We start from the raw sequence: 26333 nt of genomic DNA, 5'->3' as shown, positions 1-26333 counted from the left end.
AGAGCCGGCTGGGAGGGGTAGGCGGTGAGTGAAAATATGGCTGTCATCCTGAGCACAGCGAAGGACCTTCTCACGTGTGAACAAGTCGTAATAACGAGTATCGTTCTCACGTGAGAAGGTCCTTCGCTGTGCTCAGGATGACAGCCCCACCCTTTTCCCTATTTCATCAACTGCCCAATAAAGAGAATGGCGTTGGAGGACTTTTCTCGGATTATAAATAGAAAAGGTCGATTAATCCACAATTCGGTCGGTGAACCAATACTATTATTCACCATGCCTACGGCCGTAGCAGCAGCGGCTTCAGTGCCCTCCTCATCTACCTCTACAAAGGTTTTATGCAGCACTTTACCAATAGCTAAATTACTGCGCCCTTCCAGCATCTTGCTGAAATTGGCTCTGTCGCCAAACGCCTCGTCCATACCAAGCTGTGTCAGCACCTCTTTGAGGTCTACTTCATACTCCAGCTTGAACTTAGGTAGGTGCAGCGGCAGACTCATGGTATCGGCGCGGGACAGGCAGGCGGCGAGCTTGGCACTGCTGAGCGTGGCAGTGAGGTCGGCCAGCGTGTGCGTGGCGGTGGGTTGCAGCAGCGTCAGGCTGTACTGGCGGTTGCCGTAGGGCAGGTCGATGAGCTGCATATCGGCGTCGGCGGCGTACAGGTAGCGGCCTTTTGTCAGCGCCATAAAGTCCCGGGAGATAGTGCTGCCATCTTCGAGGTAAAACGGTGCACTCTTGGTTTGCTTCTTATCGAAGGTGTAGGTCCAGGTGCCTTTGAAGTAAAGAGCATTCACCAGGTACAGGGCATCATCGCTAGTAGTCTGCTTGATTAGGTCTTTGATCCTGCCGTTGGTTTTGCTTTCTACCCAGTCATTAATTGTGTTCTTGGTGCTGCTTTCGGCGAAGTTCACACCCTGCACCTTGGCGTCGAAATACGTTTGATTGAGCTGCACGAATGGCGCTTGCAGCTTGTACTGCTGGGCATGCCAGAGCGAGTTGGCCGCCGCAAAGCTCACCTTCTGGTCTACCCCTTGCAGCAACGCAAACAGGCTTTTGTACGACTGGCTGATTTCCTCGTCGGTGGCAGTGGGCGCGTAGCCCAACGTTTTGCGCATCGCTTCTTTGGTTGTCCCATCAGCCCCGTTGTAAGTCATGGTAAGGGCCGCGGAGATGCTCAGGGGCGAGATAAATAGGTTGTTGGCAGCCTCGGATTTACGCAGCGCGGCAAAGCTGCGGAAGGCAAAATCGTTGGCACTACCGACAGTCTGCGACTCTTGCGCCGTGAGGGGCCGCACGTTGGGCGTATTGTCGGGCGATACGTCGCTGTCAGGCTGGCACGCAGCCAGCAGCGCAGCGCTGAGCAGGAGAAGCCCCTTCGTTTTGGTAAATAGCTTTTGCATAATGCCTTACTTATTTGAGATAGGAAAACACGGTCTTTAAACAGACTTTTTATGAAGAGTCTGTCAGCTAGTAAACAGTTGCATATAGTTGTGCCTATATTGTTGTCATCTCCATCTTATTACTCTTTTTCTATGTTAACTCGTACTATTCTTCTCGCACTGCTAGGCTTGGGCCTGACTGCCCCCGTTCTTGCGCAAACGGTACAGCCCTGCCGCATTACGGGCAACGTTAAAGGCCTGGGCAACAAATCGGTGGTGTTCCTCTACGACCATAACAATCACCAGCTGCACGACACCGTGCGCGCGGTGAATGACCGATTCACCTACACTACCCGCCCCAGCGACGATGGCGTCATCAATATGAAGCTCGTACCGTCACGCTACACTCCCATTTGGAACGAGCCGGGCCGGGTAACCGTCGCGGGTGATATGGAAAATGTGGGACAACTGGTGGTTACGGGCACGCCGGAAAATGATTGGAACACGCAGTACAACCAGCGCAGCAGGTGGAAGCTTGAGCAACGGATGGAGGCTCACCCAGATTCGATGAGAGTATTACAATCACTGGATGGGAAAGCTGCCCGAGCGTTCATACAGGCACACCCGCAAGCCCGCACCAGCGCCAACTTGCTCTATGAGCAAGCTAGATTTGTCAATGACCAACCGGTAGAAACATACGAGCAGCTGCTGCGCGGCTTGTCGCCCAAGGTGCGCGCCAGTATGCAGGGGCAAGCCGCTGCCAGCCGTTTGACCGCCTTACGCAATCAGCCGCAGGTGGGCCGTCCGGCACCCAAGTTCACCATACCCGATACGGCTGGGGTAGCCGTATCGCTGGATACATTTAAAGGTAAATATGTGCTGCTCGACTTTTGGGGCCACTGGTGCGGCCCGTGCATCCAGTCGATGCCCCACTTGAAGGAAATACAAGCCCGTTACGCCTCCCAAATGGCCGTGGTGGGCATTGGTGTGGAAAGCATCGACGAGAAGAATCTATGGCTGCAAGCCATTCACAAGCATCAGTTGCGCTGGACGCAGCTCTCGGAGCTAAAGGCTGACAAAGGCATGATAGAACAGTACAATATCGAGGGGTTTCCTACCTACATACTGCTCGACAAGCAAGGGGTAGTGCTGGTAAAGAGCAACCACTTAGCGGTGGTTGAAGAGAAGCTGAAAGCGCTTACCGCAATGCCATAGCGGCTGTTTACCGCTTTCCTGCCAACATACCCGGCGCGGCTACCTATCTTTGCGGCTCTTTTCGCTTACTCTCGCCTACCCCCAATGCGCAAGCAAAAACCCGTTAAAGAATCCTTCGTGAGCATGACCGAGTTGGTGCTGCCCAACGACACCAACACGCTCAACAACCTGATGGGTGGTCGCATGATGCACCTGATGGACATTGCCGCCGCTGTATCTGCGCAGCGCCACAGCAACCGCATTGTGGTTACGGCCTCGGTGGATAACGTGTCGTTTCGGGAAGGCATCCGGCTGGGTAGCGTGGTGACGCTGGAGGCACAGGTGACGCGGGCGTTCAGCTCCTCGATGGAGGTACATATTGACGTGTGGGCCGAGGATATTCCCAGCGGTACCAAAGTGAAATCCAACGAGGCCTTTTTCACCTTTGTGGCCGTGGATCAGTCGGGCCGCCCTATCGACGTGCCCGATGCCCTCCCCGAAACCCCCGAGGAAGTACGCCTCTTCGACGGGGCCCTCCAGCGCCGGCAGTTGCGCCTGGTACTGGCCGGCCGCATGCAACCCTCGGATGCCACGGAGCTGAAGGCCTTATTTGACCTGTAAATCATGAATCACGACGCGGCTCTGGCTTTTTATCAGCAGTTCTACGCCGACCTCACACTCTATGTAGTGCCCGAGGTAGGGGAAGAGAAGGCTGCGCCAATAGCAAAAGCTGCCGCACCACAGCCGGCGCAGGCACCTACCCCAGCGCCGGCTACGCCCGTGCCGCCTACCCCACTAGCTGCCGCGCCAGTACCACCGCCCGCCACGCCGCTGGTTGCAGCCCCAACACCGCCCGTAAGCCGCCCGGCTGCTTCGGTGCCGCCCGTTACGCCACTAATAAGCCGTCCACCGGTTACGGTGCCCAGTAGTGCCCCAACCCCACCGCCTGCGCCCCCTGTTACCAGAATTGCGCCGCCGGCTGCCCCCGCTCCGCCCCAGCGCACGGCTCCTCCACTCACCCAAACGCCTTTCTCTACCCTAGGCAGCAACGCCCGCGGCATCGTGATTCTGGTGCGTCTGGATGCGGTGAAGTTTCAGCGCCTACCCCGGCACGTGTTCCTGAACAACGTGCTGAAGGCCATCGGGCAAATTGTGGAAGACACGGTGCTCATCAACGTGGAATCGCACTTGCCGGTGGCCCTGAGCACGTTGCGCACTAAGCTGGAGGCCAAGCAGATTATCGGCTTCGGCAAAAACCTGCTCGACGTGGCCGTGCACAAAACTCAGCTCTACGAGCCTGTCATTTTGGTCGGCGACGCCGCCTACCTCCCCGCTGCCGAGCTAGATGTGATTGAGGAAGACCAAGGCCGTAAAAAGCTGCTCTGGAACGCCATGAAACGCATGTTCCTGTAGGGGCCGTTGTACGCGCCCATCGTTGCTGACGACTGCATATCGTTGACAAAAACACAAAAACGCCCGCTGAACGAATTCAGCGGGCGTTTTTTATGCAACGTTAGGCGACTGTAAGCCGCCCCTACTTCATCACCTGGGCCAGCTTAGCTTCCAGCGCCGGGCCGCGCAGATTTTTGCCGATGATGCGACCCTGCGGGTCAAGCAGATACGACTGCGGAATTGCCTCAATCTTATAGGTTTGCGCCGCCGCGCTCTGCCAGTACTGCAAATCTGATACGTGCGTCCAAGTCAGGTTGTCTTTGGCAATGGCGTTCACCCACTTGTCGCGGCTTTGGTCCAGCGACACGCTGTAGACGGTAAAGCCTTTGTCCTTGTATTTCTGATAGGCGCGCACCACGTTGGGGTTTTCCTGGCGGCAGGGGCCGCACCACGAGGCCCAGAAATCCAGCAGCACGTACTTGCCGCGCAGGCTGCTCAGGGGTACCACGTTGCCCTCTGGGGTAGGCAGTTTGATGTCGGGTGCTACAGCGCCGGTGGCGGTAGCGCGAGAGGCATCCACCTTGGCGGTCAGCGCCTTAGCATAGCGCGACTCGGGGTGGGCAGCTTTCAGAGCCGTGGCCACGGTATCGGCCAGACCAAAGTTATCATCCGGGTTCAGCACAGCCGTCAGCACAAAGCCCGATACCACGGAGCCCGGATGCTGGCGTACCAAACGGCGCACACCTGCTTGCCCACGCTCTTGGATTTGCTGGGCTTCCTGCTGAATCGCGGCCACCGAATCGGCCTGGCCTGCCTGCCGGGCCTGCACGAAGCGTTGCTCCAGACGATCCATGCTGGTTTTGTTCATCTGCAACGCGTTGCTCACTTGCTGCAACAGCTCCGAGTCGGGCGAGCCCTGCACGGTGTAGCTGTTGTTGAGCTTGCTGGCATCGCCGCGTAGCGTGAGTTTGGTTTGATTGTCGAGCGCTACCAGGGCTTGGTTGGTGTCGTCTACCTTCACCTGATAAATGCTAAGCGCCGGGGTGGTACCCGTGAAGGCGAAGCGCCCTTTCTCGTCAATAGTAGCTGTATCGCGCGAAACGAGCTGATTATCTTCCAATTCGGCTAAATACACTTTGGCGCCGGACGTGGCGTTCGTTAACTCGCCGTTGATTTGATAACCAGTGCTATTTCCAGCGCTAGAGGTAGGCGAAGTAGCTTTGTTACAGGCGTTTGCCATACCAAGCAGGGCACCAAACAGCAACAGACTTTTCATGGGAGGGTGGTTCATTCGAGGAAAGCGGGGTCAAAACGCCAAGGCGTTTAAATAGAATTGACGGAAAAGACAGCGTTTACGGCCGCAAGTTGCGGATTTTGGAGGAATCCACGGCTTTAGGCGCGTCCTTCGTTGCTACAACCCAAATCAGCCGCGCAGGTTCCCGAAGTGGGTCAATCCAACGGAATATAGCTGGCAATGCGCGAGCCTAAGGTATGCCCATGCAGATTGCGGGCCAGCACCCTACCCTCCGGATCAAGCAGTAGGTTGAAGGGCAGTGTAGTCACCCCAAAGGCCCGCGCTACTGCGCTTTGCTCGCCCTCAGTCGCCCGCACCTGTACGCCGGGCAAGCTGTCGGCCGTCAGCGCATGGCGCCACTTTGCAGCCTCCTCGTCCAGCGACACGCCGTAGTAAGCCAGCCCCCGCCCGCGAAACAGCCGGTGGATTTTTCGTAGCTCCGGGCTGTGGTGCTCTTCACGGCAGGGGCCACACCACGAAGCCCAGAAATCCAGCAATACATATTGCCCGCGCAGGCTGCTTAGCTTCACCGTTTTGCCATTGGCGGTGGGTAGGGCTATTTCTGGCACCTGCGTACCGGGCGCGGTGAGGCGGTAGGCGCGTTGCCATTGATAGAGTCCGAACGCAGCCCGGCTGGAGTCGCCAGCAAGCCGGAAGCGCGTGGTCATGGAGTCCAGAAAATCGTCGGGCGCACCAGCGGCGCTTAGGTCCCATACCACACTCGGAGCGAGGTAGGACGTAGCATAGCGGCGCACAATACGGGGTTTCTCGGCGGGCGTTGCCCGAGTCAGCGCTTGTAGAAAGTCAACTTCTGGCGAGCCTTGCCAGTGCGCACCGCCTGCATCAGTGGTCAGCGTCAGGTGGGCGTGGTTGTCGAGCGGTACGAGAAAGATGCGGGCATCGGCGCCGGGCACGCGCAGCACCAGCCGGTAGAGGCCTGGCGCGGGTACTTGTCCTCGCAGCGTAAAACGGCCGTTGGCATCGAGGGCCGCTGAATCCAGCCGCGTCGTACTACCTACCTGCTGCTCCAGCACTACACGGCTCTGCGGTGCCGCGAGTCGAATGCTCCCCTGAATTTCATAGCCTGTAGCCGATGCCTCAGATGGCGCTTGGGTAGCTGGTCGGCAGCTTAGCAGTAGGAGCCCAGAAAGCAGTAATAGAGAAATACGCATAGAGAATCCATTGAAAAAGAAGAAAAACGCCTGTCATCCTGAGCTTGCGAAGGACCTTATCACATTAGAACGAGTCGTTGTTACGGTAATCGTTCTGCCGTGATAAGGTCCTTCGCAAGCTCAGGATGACAGGCGTTTTTCTATAAACCTAATACTTAACTACTCATTTACTCGCAGCTTACGCGTCCAACGCTTTGCGCAGGAGCTGGTTGGCCATTTTGGGGTCGGCTTTGCCACCGGTGAGCTTCATCAACTCGCCCATAAACATGCCCGTCAGCGACTTTTTACCCGCTTTGTACTCGGCTACCTTGGCCGGGTTGGCGGCCAGCACCTGCTGAATTTGGGCTTCCAGCGCCCCGGCATCCGATTGCTGCAACAGACCCAGCTGCTCAGCGGCGCCGGTTACGTTGGCCGTGGGGTGCTCCAGCAGGTAGGGAAACAGCTGCTTGGAAGCCACCGAGTGGTTTACTTTGCCTTCATCAATCAGCTCAATGATGCCAGCCAGGTGCTGCGCCGTGAGCGGGAACTCAGCCATGGGTAGGGCACGCTCGTTGAGGTAGGCCTTTACCGGACCGGTCACCCAGTTGGCGGCAGCTTTGGCGTTGGGCGTTAGGCGGGTGAGCTCGTCGAAGAACAAGGCCACGTCCTTTTCGGCCGTCAGCACGTTGGCGTCGTAATCCGAGAGGCTCAGCTCGCCCGTGAAGCGGGCGTAGAGCTGCTGGGGCAATGCCGGCAAGCTGGCCTGGATGCGGTGCAGCCACTCATCGTCGATGACCACCGGGGGTAGGTCGGGCTCAGGGAAGTAGCGGTAGTCGTTCATCGTTTCCTTGCTCCGCTGGCCGTTGGTGGTGCCGCTGGCCGCGTCGAAACCGCGGGTTTCGCTGATGATTTCCTCACCGGCTTCCAACAGGGCAATCTGCCGCTCAATCTCGTAGTCGATGGCGCGCTGCACGTTGCGGAAGGAGTTCATGTTCTTCACTTCTACCTTCATCCCGAACTTGTCGGCGCCTTTCAGCATCACCGATACGTTGGCGTCGCAGCGCAGGGAGCCTTCCTCCATGTTGCCGTCGCACACTTCCAGGTACTCCACCAGCTTCTTGATTTCGGCCAGGTAGGCGTAGGCTTCGTCGGCGGTGCGCAGGTCCGGCTCGCTCACAATCTCAATGAGCGGCACGCCGGCGCGGTTCAAATCCACCAGCGTCTCTACCTCGCCCGCTAGGTGCATCGACTTACCCGCGTCTTCCTCCATATGAATACGCGTGATGCCGATGCGCTTCGGCTCGGCGCCTGCCACCCGAATATCCACGTGGCCGCCGGTGCAGATCGGGGTTTTATCCTGCGTAATCTGGTAGCCCTTGGGAAGGTCGGGGTAGAAGTAGTTTTTGCGGGCAAACAGGTTGTCGCGCGTGATCTGGCAGCTGGTGGCCAAGCCCATTTTCATGGCGTATTCCACGGCCGTGTAGTTCACCTTGGGCAGCGTACCCGGGTGACCCAGCGTAATCACGCTCAGGTTATTGTTCGGCATGGCGCCGTACTCGTTTTCATCTGAGGAGTACATCTTGCTGTGCGTGAGCAGTTGCGCGTGTACTTCGAGGCCGATGACCGGCTGGTATTTGGCTTTGATGCTTTCGTCCATAGTAAGGTGCAAGTTAAACATAGAAGCCATAATCGGTCGGCTACGCTGGTCATTAACTTCACCCGCGTACTACACAAGGCATTCTCAGTTTAATTAGCAGAAATACGCTTTTTGATCTTCTTGTCTTGAATAGCAAATGTAACGGGCACCGTGAAACTCACATTAACTGGGTTGCCGTCCTGATAACCGGGTTCCCATGCTGGCAGGCTAGCAATAACTCTGGCCGCTTCATTATCAATAGAAGGGTGTATGCCTTGTTTAATACGTACATCGCGCACAACTCCTAGTGTATCTACGTAAAAATCAATGAATACCTTACCCTGAATATTTCTTCTTAAAGCTTCTGCAGGGTAGCGCAGATTCTTACCTATAAATTGAAGCATTCCATTAAAGCCACCTAAAGGTGGTGAAGGCATCTTTTCAAACGCGTAGAATGCAACAGGTTTCCCTGCATTATCAAAACATTCGCCGCTTACACTTTCCCCTTCTTTATATACCTCGCGGCGCTTTAATGTGCCGTTTGCGTGATAAGAAACAAGCTCACCATCCCACTTACCATGGGTGACGCGCGCACGGCGTCGCAGTTGGCCGCTTTCGTACCACATTTCGCTTATTCCATGCACGGTATGCAGACGGATGTTTTCACATTCACTACGCCATTTTAATTGGCCGTTGCCATAATAGCCTTGCACAACACCCCTGATACTATCTTGATAAATTGACTCACTCCATTCAACTGCGCCTTCAGTGGAAGGCAGCTTCTTACCGTCTGCATCAAAGTATTCCTTGACTGTATGCGGCTCATTATTTATTTGAGCAGCGGCATGATAACTACTAAAGCACCCAACAATTAGTAAAGAAAAAAACACGTAAAACTTCTTCATTTAAAAACGATTTTAAAATAGTTGTGCATACAAACGCGGGGCTGAATACCTATTTAGAGTGTTCAGCCCCGCGTTTGTATGCACAACTATTACGCCAGTGCCTACCCTACCAGCTCCTCGGCCTTGCCAATAGCCGCCGATAACCCGGCCACGTTCTTTCCACCAGCCGTGGCGAAGAAAGGCTGGCCGCCGCCGCCACCCTGGATTTCCTTGGCCAGCGTGCCAATCAGGGTTTTGGCGTTGAGCTTACCGGCTTTGGCAATTTCGTCGTCCAGAATCACGGCCAGTTGGGGCTTGCCGTCGATGTCGGCGCCGAGGACGGCTACCAGGTTGGGCACCACCTGGCGTAGGTCGTAGGCCAGCTTCTTGAGGGCATCAGCGGAGCGGGCGGGTACTTGGGCCGCAATAAGTTGCACGCCGCCTACCGTCTTGGCCTGAGCCGCAAGCTGATCTTTTAGTTGACCAAGTTGCTGATTTTCTGCCTGTTCCAACTGCTTGCGTAGGGCGGCATTTTCCTCGCCTACCTTTTGCAGGCTAGTCACCAAGTGCTGCGGGTTGCCCAGCAGCTCACGCACCTGACGCAGCAAATCCAGCTGCTGATCCACGTAGGCCTCGGCAGCGTCGGCCGTTACGGCCTCGATGCGGCGTACGCCCGCGCCTACCGCCGACTCGCTCGTGATTTTGAAGAAGCCGATTTCGCCGGTGGCGCGCACGTGAATGCCGCCGCACAGCTCTACTGAGTACTCTTTATCGAAGGTGATGACGCGCACAAAGTCGCCGTACTTCTCCCCAAACAGGGCCATAGCGCCCAGCGTTTTAGCTTCGGCAATGGGCACGTTGCGGCGCTCGTCCAGCGGAATTTGCTGACGGATGCGCTCGTTCACGATCTGCTCAATTTCGCGCAGCTGCTCGTCGGTTACCTTGGTGAAGTGCGAGAAGTCGAAGCGCAGGAGCTTGTCGTTTACCAGGGAGCCTTTCTGCTGCACGTGCTCACCCAGCACGCGGCGCAGGGCAGCTTGCAGCAAGTGTGTGGCCGTGTGGTTTTTGCGAATCAGAGCGCGACGGCTACTGTCGATGCGGGCCGTGAACTCACCTTCCAAGTCCTCGGGTAGGGGCAACTCCAGCACGGTGTGCACGATGAGGTCATTTTCCTTGCGCGTGTCAATCACGCGTACCCGCGACAGGCCGCCTTCCAGGTAGCCCGTGTCGCCTACCTGCCCGCCCGACTCGGCGTAGAACGGCGTTTGGTCGAGCACCACGTGGTACTCGGTTTTGCCTTTTTGCGTCACTTTGCGGTAGCGCAGCAGGCGCGCGGGGGCTTCCTCCACGTCGTAGCCCACAAATAGGGGCAGCTCGCCGTTGTCGGAGTTCACTACTACCCAGTCGCTCTGCTCGGTTTCCTGGGCGTTGCGCGAGCGGTTTTTCTGGGCTTCCAGTTCTTTCTGAAAACCGGCTTCGTCTACCGTCAGGCCCTTTTCGCGGGCGATGAGGGCCGTGAGGTCAAGTGGGAAGCCAAACGTATCAGACAGTTCGAAAGCCGTTTTGCCGTCGATGGTGTTGCCTTGGCTTTTGAAGCCTTCTTCCAGCGCGTCAATGCGGCGCAGGCCGTTTTCCAGCGTTTTCAGGAAGCTGATTTCCTCTTCCTCAATCACGCGCTGCACAAACTGCTGCTGCGCTTTCAGCTCAGGGAAGATACCAGCCATCTGATCGGCCAACACCGGCACCAGCTTATACAGGAAGGGCTGCTTCTGATTGAGCGACGAAAACGCGTAGCGCACGGCACGGCGCAGGATGCGGCGAATCACGTAGCCAGCCTTCACGTTGCTGGGCAGCTGGCCGTCGGCAATGGTGAAGCTGATGGCGCGGATGTGGTCGGCAATGACGCGGATGGCGATGTCCGTTTTCTCGTTTTCCGTGGCGGGCTGGTCATTCACGGTGGCCGGGGCGGTGCCGTGGTACTCTACCCCGGCTTCCTTGGCAATGAACTGAATCAGCGGCTGAAACACGTCGGTGTCGTAGTTCGATTTCACGCCCGACACGGCCATCATCAGGCGCTCAAAGCCCATGCCGGTATCTACGTGCTGCGCGGGCAGCTTGACGAGCGACTTATCGGCCAGACGCTGGAACTCCATGAACACGTTGTTCCAGATTTCTACCACCTGCGGGTGGTCGGCATTCACTAGCTCACGGCCGGGCTTTTGGGCTACCTCCTCGTCGGAGCGCAGGTCGATGTGGATTTCGGTGCAGGGGCCGCAGGGGCCGGTGTCGCCCATCTCCCAGAAGTTGTCCTTCTTGTTGCCGGGCAGGATGCGGTCCTCGGTGGTGTATTGGCGCCACAGGTTCTGCGTTTCGGTGTCGGCGGCCAGCTTGTCGCCCTCGTCGCCCTGGAAGTAGGTGACGTAGAGGCGGTCTTTGGGCAGCTTATACACGTCAGTCAGCAGTTCCCAGGCCCAGGCAATGGCTTCGGTTTTGAAGTAGTCGCCAAACGACCAGTTGCCCAGCATCTCGAACAAAGTGTGATGGTAGGTGTCGTAGCCTACCTCTTCCAGGTCGTTGTGCTTGCCCGATACGCGCAGGCACTTCTGGGTGTCGGCCACGCGCTTGTAGGGGGCGGGCTTGTTGCCGAGGAAGTAGTCCTTGAATGGGGCCATGCCCGAGTTGACGAACAGCAGGGTAGGGTCGTCTTTGAGCACCAGCGGCGCTGAGGGCACAATGTGGTGGCCTTTGGAGGCAAAGAAGTCGAGAAACTGCTGGCGAACGTGCGAAGCCTTGGGGAGTGACATAGGGAAGGAACGCCGGGTTTCGGCCCGGCAAATCGTGAGGGTTCGTGGTACGCAGGCCGCTTTGTGGTTGATAGCGGCCCGTTTTTTGGTAGTTTGCAGCTTTGCGAAAAGCCGTTCTGGCAAAGTTAGCAAATGTAGGGGCGCGTTGCACGCGCCCGTCGTTGCTGCCGATGCCAATGGCCTTTTCCGTCGTGCCACGACGGGCGCATGCAACGCGCCCCTACCCCCGACCAATGCCGTACAAAGAGCGCGAGATCAAGAAAGAATATTACACCATTGGCGAGGTGGCGCGCATGTTCGAGGTGGCGCCCTCGCTGATTCGGTTCTGGGAAACAGAGTTTGAGGACCTCAGCCCGCGCAAAAACCGCAAGGGCAACCGCCTCTACACGCCCCAGGACATTGAGACGTTCCGCACCATTTACCACCTGGTAAAAGAGCGCGGCTACACCATCCCCGGCGCCCGCGACCTGATGCGCCAGCGCGGCCCCCAGCTCAAGGAACGCATGGAAGTGGCGCACTCGCTGGAGAAGGTGCGTGGGTTTCTGGTGGAACTGCGCAAACAGTTGGATGGACTTGGGAAGAATCCTACGTCTGCCTCACCCTCCAATCCCCTCTCCGAAAAGGAGATGGGAGACTAGAGCTAGTTTTAAAAGCTAGCTCCCCTCCTTGAAAAAGGAGGGGTTGGGGGTATTCCAATCGTTGCACTGTTTATAGCTCTATTTTTATTTCTAACTGTAGCAGAACCACCCCCAACCCCTCCTTGGAAAAAGGAGGGGAGCTAATACTAGTACTAAAAACTAGCTGCTAATCCTCCCTCTTCTTTTCGGAGAGGAGGCTAGGGGTGAGAATTACCACATGCACGACGATATCCTCCTCCACGAAGTCGCCCTGACGCTGTTTCCCGGTATTGGGCCGCAGCTTACGCGACAGCTGATGAGCTACGGCAGCTCCGCCAAAAACGTGCTGCACCTGCCGCCGGGCAAGCTGCGCAAGATTCCGGGGGTAGGGCCCAAAGCCGTGGCGACGCTTACTGGCGCCGAACGCACTACGGCCCTGCGCCGGGCCGAGGAAACCCTGCGCCGCGCCGAGAAGGAGGGCGTGCAGCTACTATTCTACACCAGCAAGCAGTTTCCGAAGCGCCTCAAGCAGCTACCCGACGCTCCTACCCTCCTCTACTACCAGGGCACTGCCGACTTGAACACGCCTAAAACAGTCGGCATTGTGGGCACGCGCCAAGCCACCGATTACGGCCGCGAGCAAACTGAGAAGCTAGTGCAGGGCCTCGTGCCGCATCAACCCCTGGTAATAAGCGGCTTAGCCTATGGTATCGACATCTTTGCCCACCGCGCTGCCTTGCAGGAAGGCTTGGAAACAGTAGGCGTGATGGCCACTGGGCTGGACATACTCTACCCCCCTGCTCACCGCAAAACTGCCGAGAAGATGCGCACGCAGGGCGGTTTACTCACAGAGTTTCCCTTTGGCACCCAGCCCGATAAGTACAACTTCCCCGCACGGAACCGCATTATTGCTGGGCTTTCTGATGGCACGGTGGTGGTAGAAGCGGCCCGCAAAGGCGGTGCGCTCATCACCGCCGAGCTGGCCATCAGCTACGATCGTGAGGTACTGGCCCTACCCGGCCCATTGGGTAGCCCCGCCTCCGCCGGCTGCCACGACCTCATCAAGGCCCACAAAGCCGCGCTCTACGCCGAACCCAAAGACCTGGAAGAATTGCTGAATTGGGATGCCGCCCTGCACCAGTCGGGCAAGTTTCAGGCTGCTCCTACCTACTCGCCCCACGATTTCACGGCGGAGGAATTCAAGCTTATCGAGCTACTTGTAGTGCTCAAAGAAGAGTTGCTGGATAACCTAAGTTGGAAAGCGCAGTTGCCTGTGAACCAGGTTGCCACGCTGTTGCTGGGGTTGGAATTTAGAGGGATAGTGAAAGCGCTGCCAGGCAAAAAATTTGTGCTCACATAGGAACAACTGAGCGGAAGAGTGACTGAGTGATGGTGTAGATTATCCATATTGTGCAGCCAAAACAGCCACTCAGTCACTCGCCCGTGCTGCTCTACAACGACCACCTGCTACCCGCGGCCGACCTCGCCCTGCCCCTACCCAACCGCGGGCTACAGTTCAACGACGGCTTTTTCGAAACGCTGGTCTGGGCCGCCGATACCGTGCGCTACCTGTCGCACCACCTACGCCGGATGCGAGCAGCGGCTGTTGCGCTGCATCTGCCGCTGCCGCCCGCCCTGGCCGACGCCCCTTCCCTTGTAGCCACCGTGCGGCGCGTGACGGCGGCCAATTCGCTAACCGAGGCCCGGGTGCGGATACAGCTCTGGCGCGGTGGCGGTGGTCTGTACTCCCCGCCGCCCGCTGCCCCTACCGAGTACCTCGTTGCGGCCCTACCCTTTCAGCCCAACGACCAGCCGATCAATCAGGCTGGCTTTGCCCGGGAGACGCACACGTTTCATACGCCGCTATCGTTTTGCAAGGGGCCGCACGCGCTCTACTACGTACGGGCCGGATTGGAGCGGCAAACGCGCGGCCTGGATGAACTGCTGTTGCTGGACGCCACTGGGCACGTGGCAGAAGCTATATCGGCGGCGGTGTTTTGGGTGCGAGAAGGGCAGCTATACACACCCGCTCTGGCAACGGGCTGCGTGGCGGGAGTACGCCGGGCGCATCTGCTGGCTGTGGCTCACCAACAGGGCTTACCCTGCCAGGAAGGCTTATTCACTCCCGATCAACTACTAGCCGCCGAAGCCGTTTTTACGGCCAACGTAGCCGGAATACGCCCCATAGAGCGTTTAGAGGGCAGTACGTTCGCTTCAGCAACCCATCCGTTGCTAGGGGCACTCCGCCAGTGGGAAACCGACGAAACTAACTAATAAGCTACCTTACAGCCTTCAGGTACAAGGCGAATCAGTAGCCGGCGGCAAGTCGAACCGGGTAGGGAGAGTACCGCTGGAACGACAGCGTAATTGGAGCCAGCTGGCTTCGAACTCGGCCAAATCTGCCTCCGTGACTTCGTTGATGCGTAAAATGTCGGCACGGGGCCGCTCATTCGCATCCAGAGCGTACAAAGCTATCCAGGCGCGGTACTGGCGGGGCAGACCGCTTGGTCCACCCTCATGCCCCATCGTAGCACCAGAAGAAAAATTAGGAATAACCCACATGAATGGCAGATACGAAATCCACCGCAATATTGGATTTTATTTTTGAAGTATAAATTTCAAAAACATCAACACGCCCCGCAATTGCTCACGGCAAATGTTTTTCAACATATTCAACAATATAATTACATATCATATATAATTATATTAATAAAACATAATTTGTATATCGTAGAAATAATATAATTTTTTCAAATTTTATTGCAATGAGAAACTAGCACTGAGCTCCTCCTCCGATGTGCTAGACGCCGGCTCAAATTTTAGCATCCGAAATACGCGTTGGGCTTCGTTGGCCAGGGCATCCATAGCGGCGGGGGGCACGTTGGTGTTATAGCCCGGAATGGGGCGCGGCTCCACTGCTACTACCGATGTACGACTCACGTGCCCATCGGGTGCTATTTGCAGCCGAATGAGCACGTTGCCTTGGGCACCTGCCATGGCGGCGGCGGTCGGATAACGGCTGTTGTTCGCGAAGAACTCCACCGACGTGTTATCCTCTTCCAACGGCTTGTGCGCCTTCATGCGCTGCGTCAGGCCGCGCTTAATGAGCCTAGACTGCTCTACCTTAGGAACCTCTATGGCAACGGTATCCCGCACTACGGGTGTAGGCTTGGGCTTGGAAGCCGGCCGTTTGCGCCGGGGGGTTATAGGGGCCGGTGGATCGGCCGTCCAGGTGTTAAAGTTCTGGGCTTTCACCTCGGCCGTGGCCAATAGCGTCAGCAAGAAAATAACTGGGTAGTAGAACCATTTTTTCATCGCACTAGATTGCATTGAACTTTATAATATGCTCGAAAGACTGATTCTCACCAGCCGTTCTCACAGAGCGCAACATAAAACCGCACGCAACTGGTGCCCCCTTTGCTGCAATTTTATCTTGTTTTATGCCTAAAAATACAAAGTTTACGGCAAACTATGGCCTTCCGAACCACCATTATCGTATCTTCTACCACCCGTCTGAAATGCCTACTGGATAACGTAGCGTACGGGTACGTCTTCTTGGGTGGTGCCTGCGGCGGGCTCAAAATGCAGCCCCCACAGCAGATCTGCGGCACCTTGGCGCATGGCAGCCTTACCCGCCGCCGCAGACGCTTCTTTGCCGGTAGGCGCCTGCCGAATATCTGCACTCAGCACCTCCGAATCAATCACATCCCCGGCCGAGTTGACGTTGAGGCGCACCAGCACCTGCCCCGATAGTCCTGCCTGCAAGGCCGTGGCGGGGTAGCGCAAGTGCTGCCACGCGTAGCGGTAAAACTCTGCATCGGGGGCACTATAGGCGCTGGCCCGTACGCGTTGCCCCAACCCACGCCGTAAGGGCTTGGAGTAGGCTGCCACAGCAGGTGGCGTGCGCCGGACCGGCTCGGGGGTGGCAGTAGCTACTGGCAGCGTGGCATCGGCAGTGGCCGCAGCCCGCTTACCCGACTTGCGAACGGGTGTATCGGTAGGACTGCTGGTGCCACCTTCCCAACGGTTGAAGGACATTTGCGCGTAACCGGCCTGGGCCAGTAATACCAGCGCGCCTACTGGCAACCAACGCTGGGCACGGGTCTTAAGGGAGTAAAGGTTAGTTGTTGTCATATCCTGAGCAGCACGTTAACGAGATGAAATAGGAATTTACCCATTCTACTCCATTAACGCTGCAAAGTTACCGCCCGGTATGCTCGACCAAATATTACACGGCCACCGGCGCCTTAATAGCGGGCCAGGGGTCGTAGTTTTCCAGCTTAAAATCGTTGTACTGAAAGCCGAAAATGTCCGTTACCTCCGGGTTCAGACGCATCTGGGGTAGCGGACGCGGCGTGCGGGTGAGCTGCTCGCGGGCCTGCTCCAAGTGGTTGCTATACAAGTGAGTGTCGCCGCCGGTCCAGATGAAGTCGCCGGGTTGTAAGCCCGCTACCTGCGCTAGCATGAGCGTGAGCAGGGCGTAGCTAGCAATGTTGAAAGGGACGCCCAGGAACACGTCGGCCGAGCGCTGGTAGAGCTGGCAGGAAAGTTTGCCATCGGCCACGTAGAATTGGAAGAGGGCATGGCAGGGCTGGAGCTTCATATCGGGCAGGTCGGCCACGTTCCAGGCCGAGACCAAGATGCGGCGCGAGTCGGGCTGCTCGCGCAGCAGGCGCACTACCTCGCTGATCTGGTCGATGGTTTCGCCGTTGGGGGCGGCCCAGCTGCGCCACTGCTTGCCATACACGGGACCCAGCTCGCCGTTGGCGTCGGCCCACTCGTCCCAGATTTTCACACCGTGCTCTTTGAGGTAGGCAATGTTGGTATCGCCCTGCAAAAACCACAATAGCTCGTGAATGATGCTTTTCAGGTGCACCTTTTTGGTGGTCACCAAGGGGAAGCCCTCTTGCAGATTGAAACGCATCTGGTAGCCAAACACCGACAGTGTGCCGGTGCCGGTGCGGTCGGTTTTCTGGGTGCCGTGGTCGAGTATATGCTGGAGGAGGGTGTGGTATTGGTGCATGGGGAATGATTCGGGGCAACAAGAAAGCCTTGTAGAAGCTTCAGTGTTTTCAACACGTTGGGGCCAAAAATAAAGAAAACCTGCCGGCACGGACAGGTTTTCTTTATAAGAAACTGACAACCAATAGAATTACCCAGCAGGCACTTCTGTTAATTTCGATTCGTATCGTTGAACAGTTGCTCGAATCCGGGAAGCAAGTCCATACAGATCATCTAGTGAACTAATATCAACCCGTTCGCCACCTTCTACATCGAATACAGTTACAAACTTCTTGCTGCTATTAAAGTGTAATCGACAGATTGGCTTACGGTTATTATCATCGAGCAGAATACCACAATACGATTGCACATCACGCATTATTACTCGGTTGACCGGTACTGTTTTACGCAAAATGGCCCGGACAATCATGAAGCCTTCTGTTTCTTCTACTGTCGTTACAATATCCCTATCTTTTGTTTCGACTTCGGGGGCTGCTTCAGCTACTTTCGGCTCTACAATAGCTATTGCAGGCAAATCAGTTGTCAGCAATGGTTGCCCGGTGTCAAGCATAGCTGACCGTAGCCGAGAAGTTATTTTATCGTTGAGAAACTGATGGAAAGAGCGATGCACTAGTATGGCAAACTGCTCTTTTAATTTAGGCGTCAACACGCCATCATATACCTGCTTCGATACGAAATTTATAAAGTCGGGCGAGGGCTGGGTAAACTGCTCGTCGAAGTACTTTTTGAAAGCCCGCATATACTTTAAATTATATGCAGCGAAAAGCATGTCTTCTATGCTGAATGAAGCCTTACTCAGTTTCTTAATTTCAGCAACGTCATTTTCTTGAAAGTTGAACAAATCAAATTCCATGAATGGACGCTCATCCATTTTATTCGGCTGCTCCAAATCAGTGAAAAGCTTATAGGTAGTGCCATTTGTTAGCACTGCGATGCGAGCTTCTGTTACATGAAAATAGCGAAATAACTGGCTAGCGTGATTAATACTTAAATCACCGCTTACTGGCTTGCATTCGACAAGAATAATAGGTTTGCCATCACGCATAATAGCATAATCTATCTTCTCACCCTTTTTAGTACCGATATCACAGACAAACTCTGGCACTACCTCAGTCGGATCAAAGACGTTGTATCCTAACGCATTGATAAAAGGCATAACCAATGCGTTTTTTGTGGCCTCTTCCGTTTGAATGTGGCCAATCTGTTTTTGCGCTCGTGCAGCTAGATTGGTAAGTTGGTCAATAAGCTCCATGTATCGATTTTATAAAAATTGTAAGATTCTGAAATCTAATATTCTTATGTAAACTCTCCAAATAAAAGTCACATCCTAACGACTAAATCAATTCCCTATGTTATTTAAGGTTATCCATCAAAGGTAAAACCTCACGCCAAGCCTCAGTTTCAGCATAGTGCTTTATTACACTGCAACGCTCTTTCAGAAAATGAGTCAGGTAGCGTTTCATAAACAACGTATCTACCGCTTTTCGTACCCATCCCAACGGAGAAGCAAACTCGAATACATCACGCATGAGCGTAGTATTGCCCTGCTTCTCGAAATGATGCTCGTGGCGCATGCGCTGAAAAGCACCTTGCTGCATCTCGTCGCAGAAGTAAATGGGGGTTTCCAGTTCGGTTACTTTACTGGTTAAAGTTTGCCAAATACCAAAGTGCTGTGCCCGAAATGTGACCGTATCGCCAAGTTGCAATATTCCGCTTCGTACACCAGCCACAATGCTTTCCTTTGTTTGTTGAGTTGATACCGTATGCAGATCAACGCTCAAAACCAACAAGAAGCAGCGTTTTTGAGGCGCCTGGATTACTGTCTCTATTTTTATAAGCGGCATTCTTACTTCACTGAGAATTTGTAATTCAGCTTTTCTTTCGTCTGCCTACCCCCGGCATCAGCACTACACAACATAGGATATACCAAGGGCTTTTCATTTCTAAATAGAATAGCTCGCGGAAACAAATAGCAAAAAACAACGGTTGGCCTTCGGCGGTCCTTAAGGTAAGCAGAACGCTGCGTACTCGTTCCTGCTTGAGCCGCCCTCCTACCCTATGCCTACTCGCCGATTTGCCTACCCTATCCTGCTGGCCCTGTTTCTCCTCACGGGCCTAGCGGGTTACTTTGCCGCCCAGCTGCGTTTCAACTACAATTTCAACGATTTCTACCCCGCCGGCGACCCTGACCTAGCCTATTACGAGGAGTACGCCCAGCGCTTCGGCAACGACAATGACTACGTGCTGCTGGGCCTGGAAGCTCCCACGGGCAAGACCGTTTTCGACCCGCAGTTTCTGGTGCGCGTCGATTCGCTGACGCAGTTTGTGCGGCGGCGGCCCCACGTGGTCAGCGTCACGTCGCCTACCACCGCCACTAACCCCGTGGTGGAAGGGCTGGGCGTGTTCAACATTCCTTATTTCCACCCCGGCGACCCGGACCCCGCGCGGCGGGCGCAGGACTCGGCCACCGTGTACCGCACGCCGGGGCTGGTGGGCAACCTGATTTCGCCGGATGCCCGCGCCGCTACCGTGTTACTGCAAACTTCGCCTAACCTTGCCAAGCCGCCCGGCGACTCGCTGCTAGCGGCCGTGCGCCGGGAGCTGACGCGCCAGGGCTTCGCGGAAACTGATTACCACCTGGCTGGCAAAATGGTGGCGCAATCCGTGTTTGTGGACCGCTTGCAGGTGGAGTTGGCGCTGTTCATGTCGCTGTCGGTCATTCTGGTGACGGCCCTGCTGTGGTTCACGTTCCGGACGTGGTGGGGCGTGGTGCTGCCCCTGGTAGTAGTGCTGGGCGCCATTGTGTGGGGGCTGGGCGTAATGGGCGCCTTCGGCATCAGCATTGATCTGATGACAGCCCTGCTGCCGGTGATGCTGTTTGTGGTGGGCATGTCGGACACCATCCACATCATCACGCGCTACGTGACGGAGCTGGGCTACGGCACCGAGAAACGGGCCGCGCTGTGGGTCACGCTCAAGGAATCGGGCTTTGGCTCGGGGCTGTCGGCGCTGACCACCAGCATCGGCTTTTTCACGCTGATGACCAGCACCATCCGGCCGATTTATAACTTCGGGCTGTTTACGGGCATTTCCGTGCTGCTCACGTTTGTGCTCAGCTTCACGCTCTTGCCCGCTATGCTGCTGTTGCTGCGCAAACCCCAGTTGCGGGTGCCGCGCCAGGAAGGCCGCAGCTGGGACGGCGTACTGGGCCGCCTGTTCCGGCAGGTGCTGGCGCGGCGGCAGCTGGTAGTGGCTGTGAGTGCCGTGGTATTGATTGCCTCGGTGGCCTCGGCCTCGCGCATCCGCATCAACTCGGCGCTATTGGATGATTTGTCGCAAAACGACCCGGTGAAGCAGGATTTCCGGTTTTTTGAGCGGCAATTTGCGGGCGTGCGGCCTTTCGAAATGGCCCTTACGCCAACGGCAGGCGGCTCAGTCCTCACCCTACCCGTATTGCGCCAGACCGAGCAGATCGAGACCTACCTCCAACGCACCTACGGTCTGCGCTTCGTGGCCTCGCCCGTGACGCTGGTGAAATCGGTGCGCAAAGCTCTGAACGGTGGCGACATAGCCGAGTACCGCCTCCCCGACTCCGACGCCGAGTTGCAACGCCTGCTGCGCCGGGCCAAGCCGTTTCGGAAGAAGCCCGAGTTCCAGGCGCTGGTCCTACCCGATGGCTCGGAGGGTAGGCTAACCGGCCGCATGCCCGACGTGGGCAGCCTGCGCGCTGGCGCCCTCAACGCCGACCTGCGCCAGTTTCTGCGTCAGCGCATTGACTCCACCATCGTGCAAACCCGCCTCACCGGCTCGGCCAACCTCATCGACAAAAACAATGAGAACCTGTCGCTGAACATGATAACCGGCATGAGCATCGACATTCTAATGGTGACGTTGATTGTACTGGTCCTGTTCCGCTCCATTCGCATGACGCTGATTGTACTGATTCCCAACTTGGTACCCATCCTGATAGTAGCGGGCGTGATGGGCGTGGCCGGCGTGAGCATGAAGGTGAGCACCAGCATCATCTTCACCATCGCCTTCGGCATTGCCGTGGACGATACCATTCACTTTATCAGCAAATTGAAACTGGTGTTGCTGAAAGAAGACAGCCTGTTCCGGGCCGTACGCAAAACCTACCTCATGGCCGGCAAGGCGGTCATTGTCACGTCGTTGATTCTGGTAGGCGGCTTCTCTACCCTAATTTTCTCGTCGTTCGACGGCACGTTCTACGTGGGCCTGCTCATTGGCCTCACGCTCCTGTTTGGGGTAGTGGCCGAGTTGACATTGCTGCCCATCCTGATTTTGTGGTTCTACCGCCACCAGCCCGCCGCCGTACGCGAGGCGGTACCGGTTTCGTAGGGAGAAAGTATCTGGGCCACTGCACGATGTAGAGACGCATATTTGCGTCTCGTCGTTGAACAGTTCGCGTTAGTATCGTTCTAGCCCAACAACGTCAGCAATGACAAGACGCAAGTATGCGTCTCTACGCTGTTCTGGCTGCCTTTCCAGTTAACTCAAATATTCCTTATAGTAGAAGTCGGATTCAGTGGGTAGAGACACAACATCTCTCAGAGAAACGAGGCATCTGCGCACGGTAATGCAACATCCTGCCGCCTGGCCGGTCTCATGCTTTGATGACCGATTTGCCTACCCTTCCCGCAACCGACCAGCAGCTTGTGAAGCAGGTGCTGGGTGGCAACACTGCGGCGTTTGGGCAGATTGTGCAGCGCACGGAAGGGCTGGTTACGCAGTTGATATTCAAGATGATTCGGCACCCCGCCGACCGCCCGGATATTGCGCAGGAAGTGTATCTGAAGGTGTATAAAAACCTGGCCGGGTTTAAGTTTCAGGCCAAACTCTCCACGTGGGTCGGCCAAATCACTTACAACACGTGCCTGCACTACTTGGAAAAGAAGCAGCTGGTGCTGATAGACCCTACGGAACCTACCCCGGATGCGGCAGCAGAAGAAGGACGCCGAGCCCCACCCCCGCTTGTAGCCGACTCGGATTACGACCCCGAAACAGTCCTTTTCAGCCACGACTTAGCCGATATCTTGGGCACGGCCATCGAGCAGCTACCCCCACTCTACCGCACCCTGATTTCCTTGTACCATCAGCAGGAACTGAGCTACGAGGAAATTGCCCAGATCACCTCCCTGCCAGATGGTACTGTGAAAAACTACCTCTTCCGAGCACGAAAACAGCTGAAACAGCACCTACTAGCCCGCTACCAACGCGACGACTTATGACAAGCCCCCATCTTTCTGAACGCGCCCTCCAAGAGGCCGCGGAGTCGCTGGCCCTGCTGCCGGCTACCCAGACGGCTCACCTGCGCGGCTGCCACCAGTGCCAGGACCAGGTTGCGACCTACCAGCACCTATTTGTGGCAACGACCCGCCTACCCCAACCGGCTTTCACTTTTGACCTCACGGCCAGCGTCTTGGCGCAGCTACCTAGGCCCCGCCCCGCTTTCCCGTGGGTGCTCTGCTGGGTGGCGGTTCCTGTAGTGGGGGTTGTCGGCGCGTTTCTGGCGTTGTTTGGTGGCACGCTGGTGCAGGTTTTTCAGGATATGGCTACCCTATTGGGAGGTGGGCTACTGGTAATAGTAGGGTTCCTTATGGCCGGCCAATGTGTGGAGTTACTGGCCCAATACCGTCGGCAAATGCGCCTGCTGTCTTTTTCGTAATGCTTTGCAACATGAACGGCTTTGGCCGGTCTCATACAGTACCACCCCACGGCCCAACTTATGAAAGGTTTTTTGCTGCTTTTGCTTTTCTGCTTGACTACGGAGGGAGCTTCGGCCCAAAGTACGCTGGTGCCTCTTGACGACAATGCGTTGGAACTCGCGCGCCGGGTTGTGCTGCCGATCTTCGGGTTTTACCTGCTTTGTAGCTTCGTACTAGCCGCTATCAAACTGATTATGAACTACCTGCTGAAACGGCAAATTCTGGGGGCGGCCGTTTCGGAAAGCGTTGTGGAGCGCCTACTGCCCGGCCCTCAAGACGAGCAAAACAAGGTAGTGAAGTGGATTGCGCTGCTTCTGAGCAGCGGTGCGGGGCTTACGGTATGCAGCTTATTCCTACCCTTGGGCATTCACTCCATCATCATCCTGCTTTTCAGCACGGCTTTCGGGTTTCTGGCTTACTACCTTTTCCTGCGTCGTCAAACGAAGTAATCCGCACGACACCTTTCTGCTTTCTCCAGCATCTCCGTCCGCAAGCATAGCGGTAGGAAAGTGGGTGCTGTTGCCTCTCCTGCTTCCCTTTTCTTCGTCACGTTAACTACTCACTTGTATGAAACAGTCGGTATACTCAGCTCTCTGTACTATGTATTACATGGTAACTTGTATTGCAAAATACATTTATAGTCAGACACTTACTAAATGTATCGGACAAATTGTGACGCAGTTGCGGCATCCGTTTTCCTGCTGCGTACAGGCTGCGTGCTCGGGCCAGTGGCGTTTTTGGTGGCTGATGTTGGTAGTCGTTTGCCTAGTGCCGAGCACAGCATCTGCTCAAGTTTCGGGTGGCATATCGGGCACGCTATTGGACCGAAGCACACGTCAACCGCTTCCTTTTGCCAACGTCTTGCTGTTGCGGTTACCGGACTCTACTCTAGCCGAAAACACTCAAACGGCTGATAACGGTACTTTTGCCTTAGTGAGCGTTCCGTTGGGCCGCTACGTACTGCGGGCAGAGGCACTAGGCTACCAGACTACTCGCCGGAGCATCACGCTGACTGCAACTACCCCGGTACTCCGTCTGGGCGAATGGCTGGCCGCTCCGATGGTGGTGCAGCTTGACGGGGTGGTAGTGCAGGGCGAAAAGGCTGTGCTCGTTGAAGACCTGGACAAGAAGATTATCAACGTAGACAAAGACCTGAACAGCGTGGGCGGCACGGCGGCCGATGTGCTGCAAAAGGTGCCTTCTGTGGCGGTAGATGAAAACGGGCAGGTCAGCTTGCGGGGCAACGCGAGCGTTACGCTCTACCTCGACGGCAAGCCCGCACCCAGCAGCCTGCGCCTCGACCAGCTGCCCGCAAGCCGCCTCGAAACCATTGAGGTTATCACCAATCCGGGGGCGCGGTACTCGGCCCAGGGCGCGGGCGGCATCATCAACTTAGTGCAGAAAAAGCAACTTAAAGACAGTTGGAACGGGGAGGCGCAGGTCACGGCGGGCACCCGCAACAAGTACAGCGCCTCGCTCAACCTTGGCCGTAAGGTGGGCAAATTCAATTTTTACAGCAACGTAAATGGGCTCAATAATGAGTTCCGTGGCAGCTCGGCTTTGCAGCAGGTGGCTACAGCCGAGGGCCGCACCACTGGCACCGATCAGACCGGCCGCGCCGTCCGCCACCAAGTCAATAAAGCGCTTCGCTTAGGCGTGGACTACGCCTGGCGCCCGGAGCAAACGCTGACGCTGACCGCCGAATTCTATAAGAACGACTTACACCAAACTAACCATTTCACTACCCAACTCACGCGCGATACTGACCCGACGATTATCCTACAAAATCAAAATCCGGAAGTCGACGACCTGTATACCATGCGTGTGGGCAGCAACTACCGGCATACCTGGGCTGCCTACCCTGGCCGCGAGCTAACGGCCAGCGCTACCTATACCTTGGATGGCGGCACCGTGACTACGGAGCAACGTGTGCTGGACGGCCCCGCCAGCTACACCCGGCAGGCGCGTCGGCAGTTCCTCGATGTGACCATCCACCTACCCTCGGCGCAGATAGACTACGTGCACCCCCTGGACGACAAACGCCGCTGGGGAGCGGGCGTAAAAACCGACGTGATGGTGACGCCCGGCACGGCTGAGTATACGGTGCAGCCAGTACCCGGCGCAGAATTTATTCGGCAAGAGGCGAATTCGTACCGCTACCACTACCAGCAAGTGATTCCGCAGGCCTACGGCTCGTATCAGCAGAAAACCGACCATTGGGACTATCAAGTGGGGTTGCGAGCTGAGTTTACCGGGCTACAGGCCCGGGTACTGCCCATGGGCTCAACCAACCAACGCATCTTCAACCTATTCCCCTCCGCCACAGTGGCGCGTACCCTACCCCACCACGAGCAGCGCCTCCAGCTCAGCTACTCGCGCCGCCTGAATCGACCCAACTTTCTGCAAATCGTGGCCTTACCTATTTACACTGATGCGCGCAACTACATGGTGGGCAACCCCACCCTGCGCCCCGAGTACGTGCATGTGGCAGAGCTGGGCCATCAGGTGGCGTGGCAGCATACTACCCTCAACACCACGCTGTTTGGACGCTTCGCCAATCAAGCCATTCAGAGCCTGCGCACGGTTGACACGCTGGCGACCCGCCTCAGCGGCCAGCCCGACTTCATCACCCGCACCAGCTACGCCAACCTGGGCCGCACGGCTAGCTACGGGATGGAAGTTTCGTTGACGCAGCCCGTGACTACTTGGTGGAAACTCATCGTCAACGGCTCCTTTTACCGCAACCAAGTAGCCAGCTACACCGGCACTGGCACCCGCGCCAACTTCACCGGCACGGCGTATTTGCTGAATACGTTCAGCCCGACCAAAACGCTGGCCGTGCAGCTTAGCGGCAACTACCGCGCACCGCTGGTGGTGCCGCAAGGCCGCCTGCTGGCCGTGTATGGGGTAGATGTAGCCCTGCGCCAGCGCCTGTTCCACGACCGGGCGGCCCTCACACTGCGTGTCAGCGACCTGTTCGACACGCGGCGCCAGTACACTCGGCTGGCCGCCGCAGACCTCACTACCAATCTGCAAACCAAGTACGAAACCCGCGTGGGCTACCTGGGCTTCACCTGGTTTTTAGGCACCAGCAAGCCCGCCAGCTCTATCGACAACCAACCCAAGGGAGATACGGGTGGTTTTGGTGGGTAGTGAGTGACAAAGCTATTTTTCGCCTTGTCCTCCTGAGCATGTGGCGCATCAAGCCAGTGTCGAAAGACCTTCTCACGCAGGAAC

At 56.4% G+C, this 26333-nt stretch carries 23 protein-coding genes; 11 read left to right on the top strand and 12 right to left on the bottom strand.

The window, feature by feature from the left end:
* Positions 1-158 precede the first annotated feature (158 nt).
* Positions 159-1397: a serpin family protein gene (locus KYK14_RS15870; protein ID WP_219160179.1), complete on the bottom strand. Its 1239-nt coding sequence runs from the start codon at positions 1395-1397 to the stop codon at positions 159-161.
* A gap of 132 nt (positions 1398-1529) precedes the next feature.
* On the opposite strand from KYK14_RS15870, the gene KYK14_RS15865 reads away from it, so the two are divergent.
* The 3 genes from KYK14_RS15865 (at position 1530) to KYK14_RS15855 (ending at position 3983) form a co-directional block, all read left to right on the top strand.
* Positions 1530-2591, top strand: a complete 1062-nt coding sequence (locus KYK14_RS15865) for a TlpA disulfide reductase family protein (RefSeq protein ID WP_219160177.1) — start codon at positions 1530-1532, stop codon at positions 2589-2591.
* 84 nt (positions 2592-2675) lie between these two features.
* Positions 2676-3191, top strand: coding sequence for an acyl-CoA thioesterase (locus KYK14_RS15860; RefSeq protein WP_208306418.1), 516 nt, complete (start codon positions 2676-2678; stop codon positions 3189-3191).
* 3 nt (positions 3192-3194) lie between these two features.
* Positions 3195-3983 carry a hypothetical protein gene (locus KYK14_RS15855; RefSeq protein WP_219160175.1) on the top strand — a complete coding sequence of 263 codons (789 nt, stop codon included), beginning with the start codon at positions 3195-3197 and terminating at the stop codon, positions 3981-3983.
* Between the two features lie 121 nt (positions 3984-4104).
* Here the strand turns inward: KYK14_RS15855 and KYK14_RS15850 are convergent, their stop codons facing one another.
* The 5 genes from KYK14_RS15850 to alaS form a co-directional block, all read right to left on the bottom strand.
* Positions 4105-5238 carry a TlpA disulfide reductase family protein gene (locus tag KYK14_RS15850; RefSeq protein WP_219160173.1) on the bottom strand — a complete coding sequence of 378 codons (1134 nt, stop codon included), beginning with the start codon at positions 5236-5238 and terminating at the stop codon, positions 4105-4107.
* 173 nt (positions 5239-5411) lie between these two features.
* The gene (locus tag KYK14_RS15845) at positions 5412-6428 is read right to left on the bottom strand and encodes a TlpA disulfide reductase family protein (protein WP_219160171.1); all 1017 of its coding nucleotides are present in this window, start codon (positions 6426-6428) and stop codon (positions 5412-5414) included.
* A 178-nt stretch (positions 6429-6606) separates the two neighbouring features.
* Positions 6607-8094 (bottom strand): Asp-tRNA(Asn)/Glu-tRNA(Gln) amidotransferase subunit GatB, encoded by a 1488-nt coding sequence (gene gatB, locus KYK14_RS15840; RefSeq protein ID WP_246601884.1) that lies wholly within the window; start codon positions 8092-8094, stop codon positions 6607-6609.
* Positions 8095-8153: 59 nt separating this feature from the next.
* Positions 8154-8948 (bottom strand): energy transducer TonB, encoded by a 795-nt coding sequence (locus tag KYK14_RS15835; protein ID WP_219160169.1) that lies wholly within the window; start codon positions 8946-8948, stop codon positions 8154-8156.
* A gap of 101 nt (positions 8949-9049) precedes the next feature.
* A complete protein-coding gene (gene alaS, locus KYK14_RS15830; protein WP_219160167.1) occupies positions 9050-11731 on the bottom strand; it encodes an alanine--tRNA ligase in 2682 nt (893 codons plus the stop codon).
* A gap of 233 nt (positions 11732-11964) precedes the next feature.
* Here alaS and KYK14_RS15825 point away from each other — a divergent pair, with 233 nt between their 5' ends.
* The 3 genes from KYK14_RS15825 (at position 11965) to KYK14_RS15815 (ending at position 14622) form a co-directional block, all read left to right on the top strand.
* Positions 11965-12369, top strand: coding sequence for a MerR family transcriptional regulator (locus tag KYK14_RS15825; RefSeq protein WP_185283729.1), 405 nt, complete (start codon positions 11965-11967; stop codon positions 12367-12369).
* A gap of 217 nt (positions 12370-12586) precedes the next feature.
* On the top strand, positions 12587-13708 hold the full coding sequence (gene dprA / locus KYK14_RS15820) for a DNA-processing protein DprA (protein WP_208306425.1): 1122 nt from the start codon (positions 12587-12589) through the stop codon (positions 13706-13708).
* 50 nt (positions 13709-13758) lie between these two features.
* The gene (locus tag KYK14_RS15815) at positions 13759-14622 is read left to right on the top strand and encodes an aminotransferase class IV (protein WP_219160165.1); all 864 of its coding nucleotides are present in this window, start codon (positions 13759-13761) and stop codon (positions 14620-14622) included.
* An 18-nt stretch (positions 14623-14640) separates the two neighbouring features.
* On the opposite strand, the gene KYK14_RS15810 is transcribed toward KYK14_RS15815, so the two are convergent.
* The 6 genes from KYK14_RS15810 to KYK14_RS15785 form a co-directional block, all read right to left on the bottom strand.
* Entirely contained in the window at positions 14641-14910 is a 270-nt protein-coding gene (locus KYK14_RS15810) for a hypothetical protein (protein WP_185283732.1), read from the bottom strand.
* Between the two features lie 195 nt (positions 14911-15105).
* Entirely contained in the window at positions 15106-15663 is a 558-nt protein-coding gene (locus tag KYK14_RS15805) for an energy transducer TonB (RefSeq protein ID WP_219160163.1), read from the bottom strand.
* Between the two features lie 207 nt (positions 15664-15870).
* The gene (locus KYK14_RS15800) at positions 15871-16482 is read right to left on the bottom strand and encodes a TonB family protein (protein WP_219160161.1); all 612 of its coding nucleotides are present in this window, start codon (positions 16480-16482) and stop codon (positions 15871-15873) included.
* Positions 16483-16576: 94 nt separating this feature from the next.
* Positions 16577-17371 (bottom strand): thymidylate synthase, encoded by a 795-nt coding sequence (locus tag KYK14_RS15795; RefSeq protein WP_208306430.1) that lies wholly within the window; start codon positions 17369-17371, stop codon positions 16577-16579.
* A 129-nt stretch (positions 17372-17500) separates the two neighbouring features.
* Positions 17501-18622: a type I restriction endonuclease gene (locus KYK14_RS15790; protein ID WP_219160159.1), complete on the bottom strand. Its 1122-nt coding sequence runs from the start codon at positions 18620-18622 to the stop codon at positions 17501-17503.
* 100 nt (positions 18623-18722) lie between these two features.
* Positions 18723-19151, bottom strand: coding sequence for an SRPBCC family protein (locus KYK14_RS15785; RefSeq protein ID WP_246601883.1), 429 nt, complete (start codon positions 19149-19151; stop codon positions 18723-18725).
* Between the two features lie 277 nt (positions 19152-19428).
* On the opposite strand from KYK14_RS15785, the gene KYK14_RS15780 reads away from it, so the two are divergent.
* The 5 genes from KYK14_RS15780 to KYK14_RS15760 all read left to right on the top strand — a co-directional run bounded on the left by KYK14_RS15780 (position 19429) and on the right by KYK14_RS15760 (position 26249).
* A complete protein-coding gene (locus KYK14_RS15780) occupies positions 19429-21729 on the top strand; it encodes an efflux RND transporter permease subunit (RefSeq protein WP_219160155.1) in 2301 nt (766 codons plus the stop codon).
* A gap of 284 nt (positions 21730-22013) precedes the next feature.
* Positions 22014-22619: an RNA polymerase sigma factor gene (locus KYK14_RS15775; protein ID WP_246601882.1), complete on the top strand. Its 606-nt coding sequence runs from the start codon at positions 22014-22016 to the stop codon at positions 22617-22619.
* The gene (locus tag KYK14_RS15770; protein ID WP_219160153.1) at positions 22616-23056 is read left to right on the top strand and encodes a hypothetical protein; all 441 of its coding nucleotides are present in this window, start codon (positions 22616-22618) and stop codon (positions 23054-23056) included. The genes KYK14_RS15775 and KYK14_RS15770 overlap by 4 nt, the downstream gene beginning before the upstream one ends.
* 60 nt (positions 23057-23116) lie before the next feature.
* Positions 23117-23545, top strand: a complete 429-nt coding sequence (locus KYK14_RS15765) for a hypothetical protein (protein ID WP_219160151.1) — start codon at positions 23117-23119, stop codon at positions 23543-23545.
* 118 nt (positions 23546-23663) lie between these two features.
* On the top strand, positions 23664-26249 hold the full coding sequence (locus tag KYK14_RS15760) for a TonB-dependent receptor (RefSeq protein WP_343217122.1): 2586 nt from the start codon (positions 23664-23666) through the stop codon (positions 26247-26249).
* Positions 26250-26333 lie beyond the last annotated feature (84 nt).

Source organism: Hymenobacter profundi (assembly GCF_019334315.1).
GTDB lineage: Bacteria > Bacteroidota > Bacteroidia > Cytophagales > Hymenobacteraceae > Hymenobacter > Hymenobacter profundi.
Note: the sequence above shows the minus strand (reverse complement) of the source record. Positions and strands in the feature narration are given on the sequence as shown.

Coding starts and splice junctions, on each gene's coding strand:
- KYK14_RS15870 (WP_219160179.1), bottom strand. CDS start 1,397: ATGCAAAAGCTATTTACCAAAACGAAGGGGCTTCTCCTGCTCAGCGCT.
- KYK14_RS15865 (WP_219160177.1), top strand. CDS start 1,530: ATGTTAACTCGTACTATTCTTCTCGCACTGCTAGGCTTGGGCCTGACT.
- KYK14_RS15860 (WP_208306418.1), top strand. CDS start 2,676: ATGCGCAAGCAAAAACCCGTTAAAGAATCCTTCGTGAGCATGACCGAG.
- KYK14_RS15855 (WP_219160175.1), top strand. CDS start 3,195: ATGAATCACGACGCGGCTCTGGCTTTTTATCAGCAGTTCTACGCCGAC.
- KYK14_RS15850 (WP_219160173.1), bottom strand. CDS start 5,238: ATGAAAAGTCTGTTGCTGTTTGGTGCCCTGCTTGGTATGGCAAACGCC.
- KYK14_RS15845 (WP_219160171.1), bottom strand. CDS start 6,428: ATGCGTATTTCTCTATTACTGCTTTCTGGGCTCCTACTGCTAAGCTGC.
- gatB (WP_246601884.1), bottom strand. CDS start 8,094: ATGGCTTCTATGTTTAACTTGCACCTTACTATGGACGAAAGCATCAAA.
- KYK14_RS15835 (WP_219160169.1), bottom strand. CDS start 8,948: ATGAAGAAGTTTTACGTGTTTTTTTCTTTACTAATTGTTGGGTGCTTT.
- alaS (WP_219160167.1), bottom strand. CDS start 11,731: ATGTCACTCCCCAAGGCTTCGCACGTTCGCCAGCAGTTTCTCGACTTC.
- KYK14_RS15825 (WP_185283729.1), top strand. CDS start 11,965: ATGCCGTACAAAGAGCGCGAGATCAAGAAAGAATATTACACCATTGGC.
- dprA (WP_208306425.1), top strand. CDS start 12,587: ATGCACGACGATATCCTCCTCCACGAAGTCGCCCTGACGCTGTTTCCC.
- KYK14_RS15810 (WP_185283732.1), bottom strand. CDS start 14,910: ATGTGGGTTATTCCTAATTTTTCTTCTGGTGCTACGATGGGGCATGAG.
- KYK14_RS15805 (WP_219160163.1), bottom strand. CDS start 15,663: ATGAAAAAATGGTTCTACTACCCAGTTATTTTCTTGCTGACGCTATTG.
- KYK14_RS15800 (WP_219160161.1), bottom strand. CDS start 16,482: ATGACAACAACTAACCTTTACTCCCTTAAGACCCGTGCCCAGCGTTGG.
- KYK14_RS15795 (WP_208306430.1), bottom strand. CDS start 17,371: ATGCACCAATACCACACCCTCCTCCAGCATATACTCGACCACGGCACC.
- KYK14_RS15790 (WP_219160159.1), bottom strand. CDS start 18,622: ATGGAGCTTATTGACCAACTTACCAATCTAGCTGCACGAGCGCAAAAA.
- KYK14_RS15780 (WP_219160155.1), top strand. CDS start 19,429: ATGCCTACTCGCCGATTTGCCTACCCTATCCTGCTGGCCCTGTTTCTC.
- KYK14_RS15770 (WP_219160153.1), top strand. CDS start 22,616: ATGACAAGCCCCCATCTTTCTGAACGCGCCCTCCAAGAGGCCGCGGAG.
- KYK14_RS15765 (WP_219160151.1), top strand. CDS start 23,117: ATGAAAGGTTTTTTGCTGCTTTTGCTTTTCTGCTTGACTACGGAGGGA.
- KYK14_RS15760 (WP_343217122.1), top strand. CDS start 23,664: ATGAAACAGTCGGTATACTCAGCTCTCTGTACTATGTATTACATGGTA.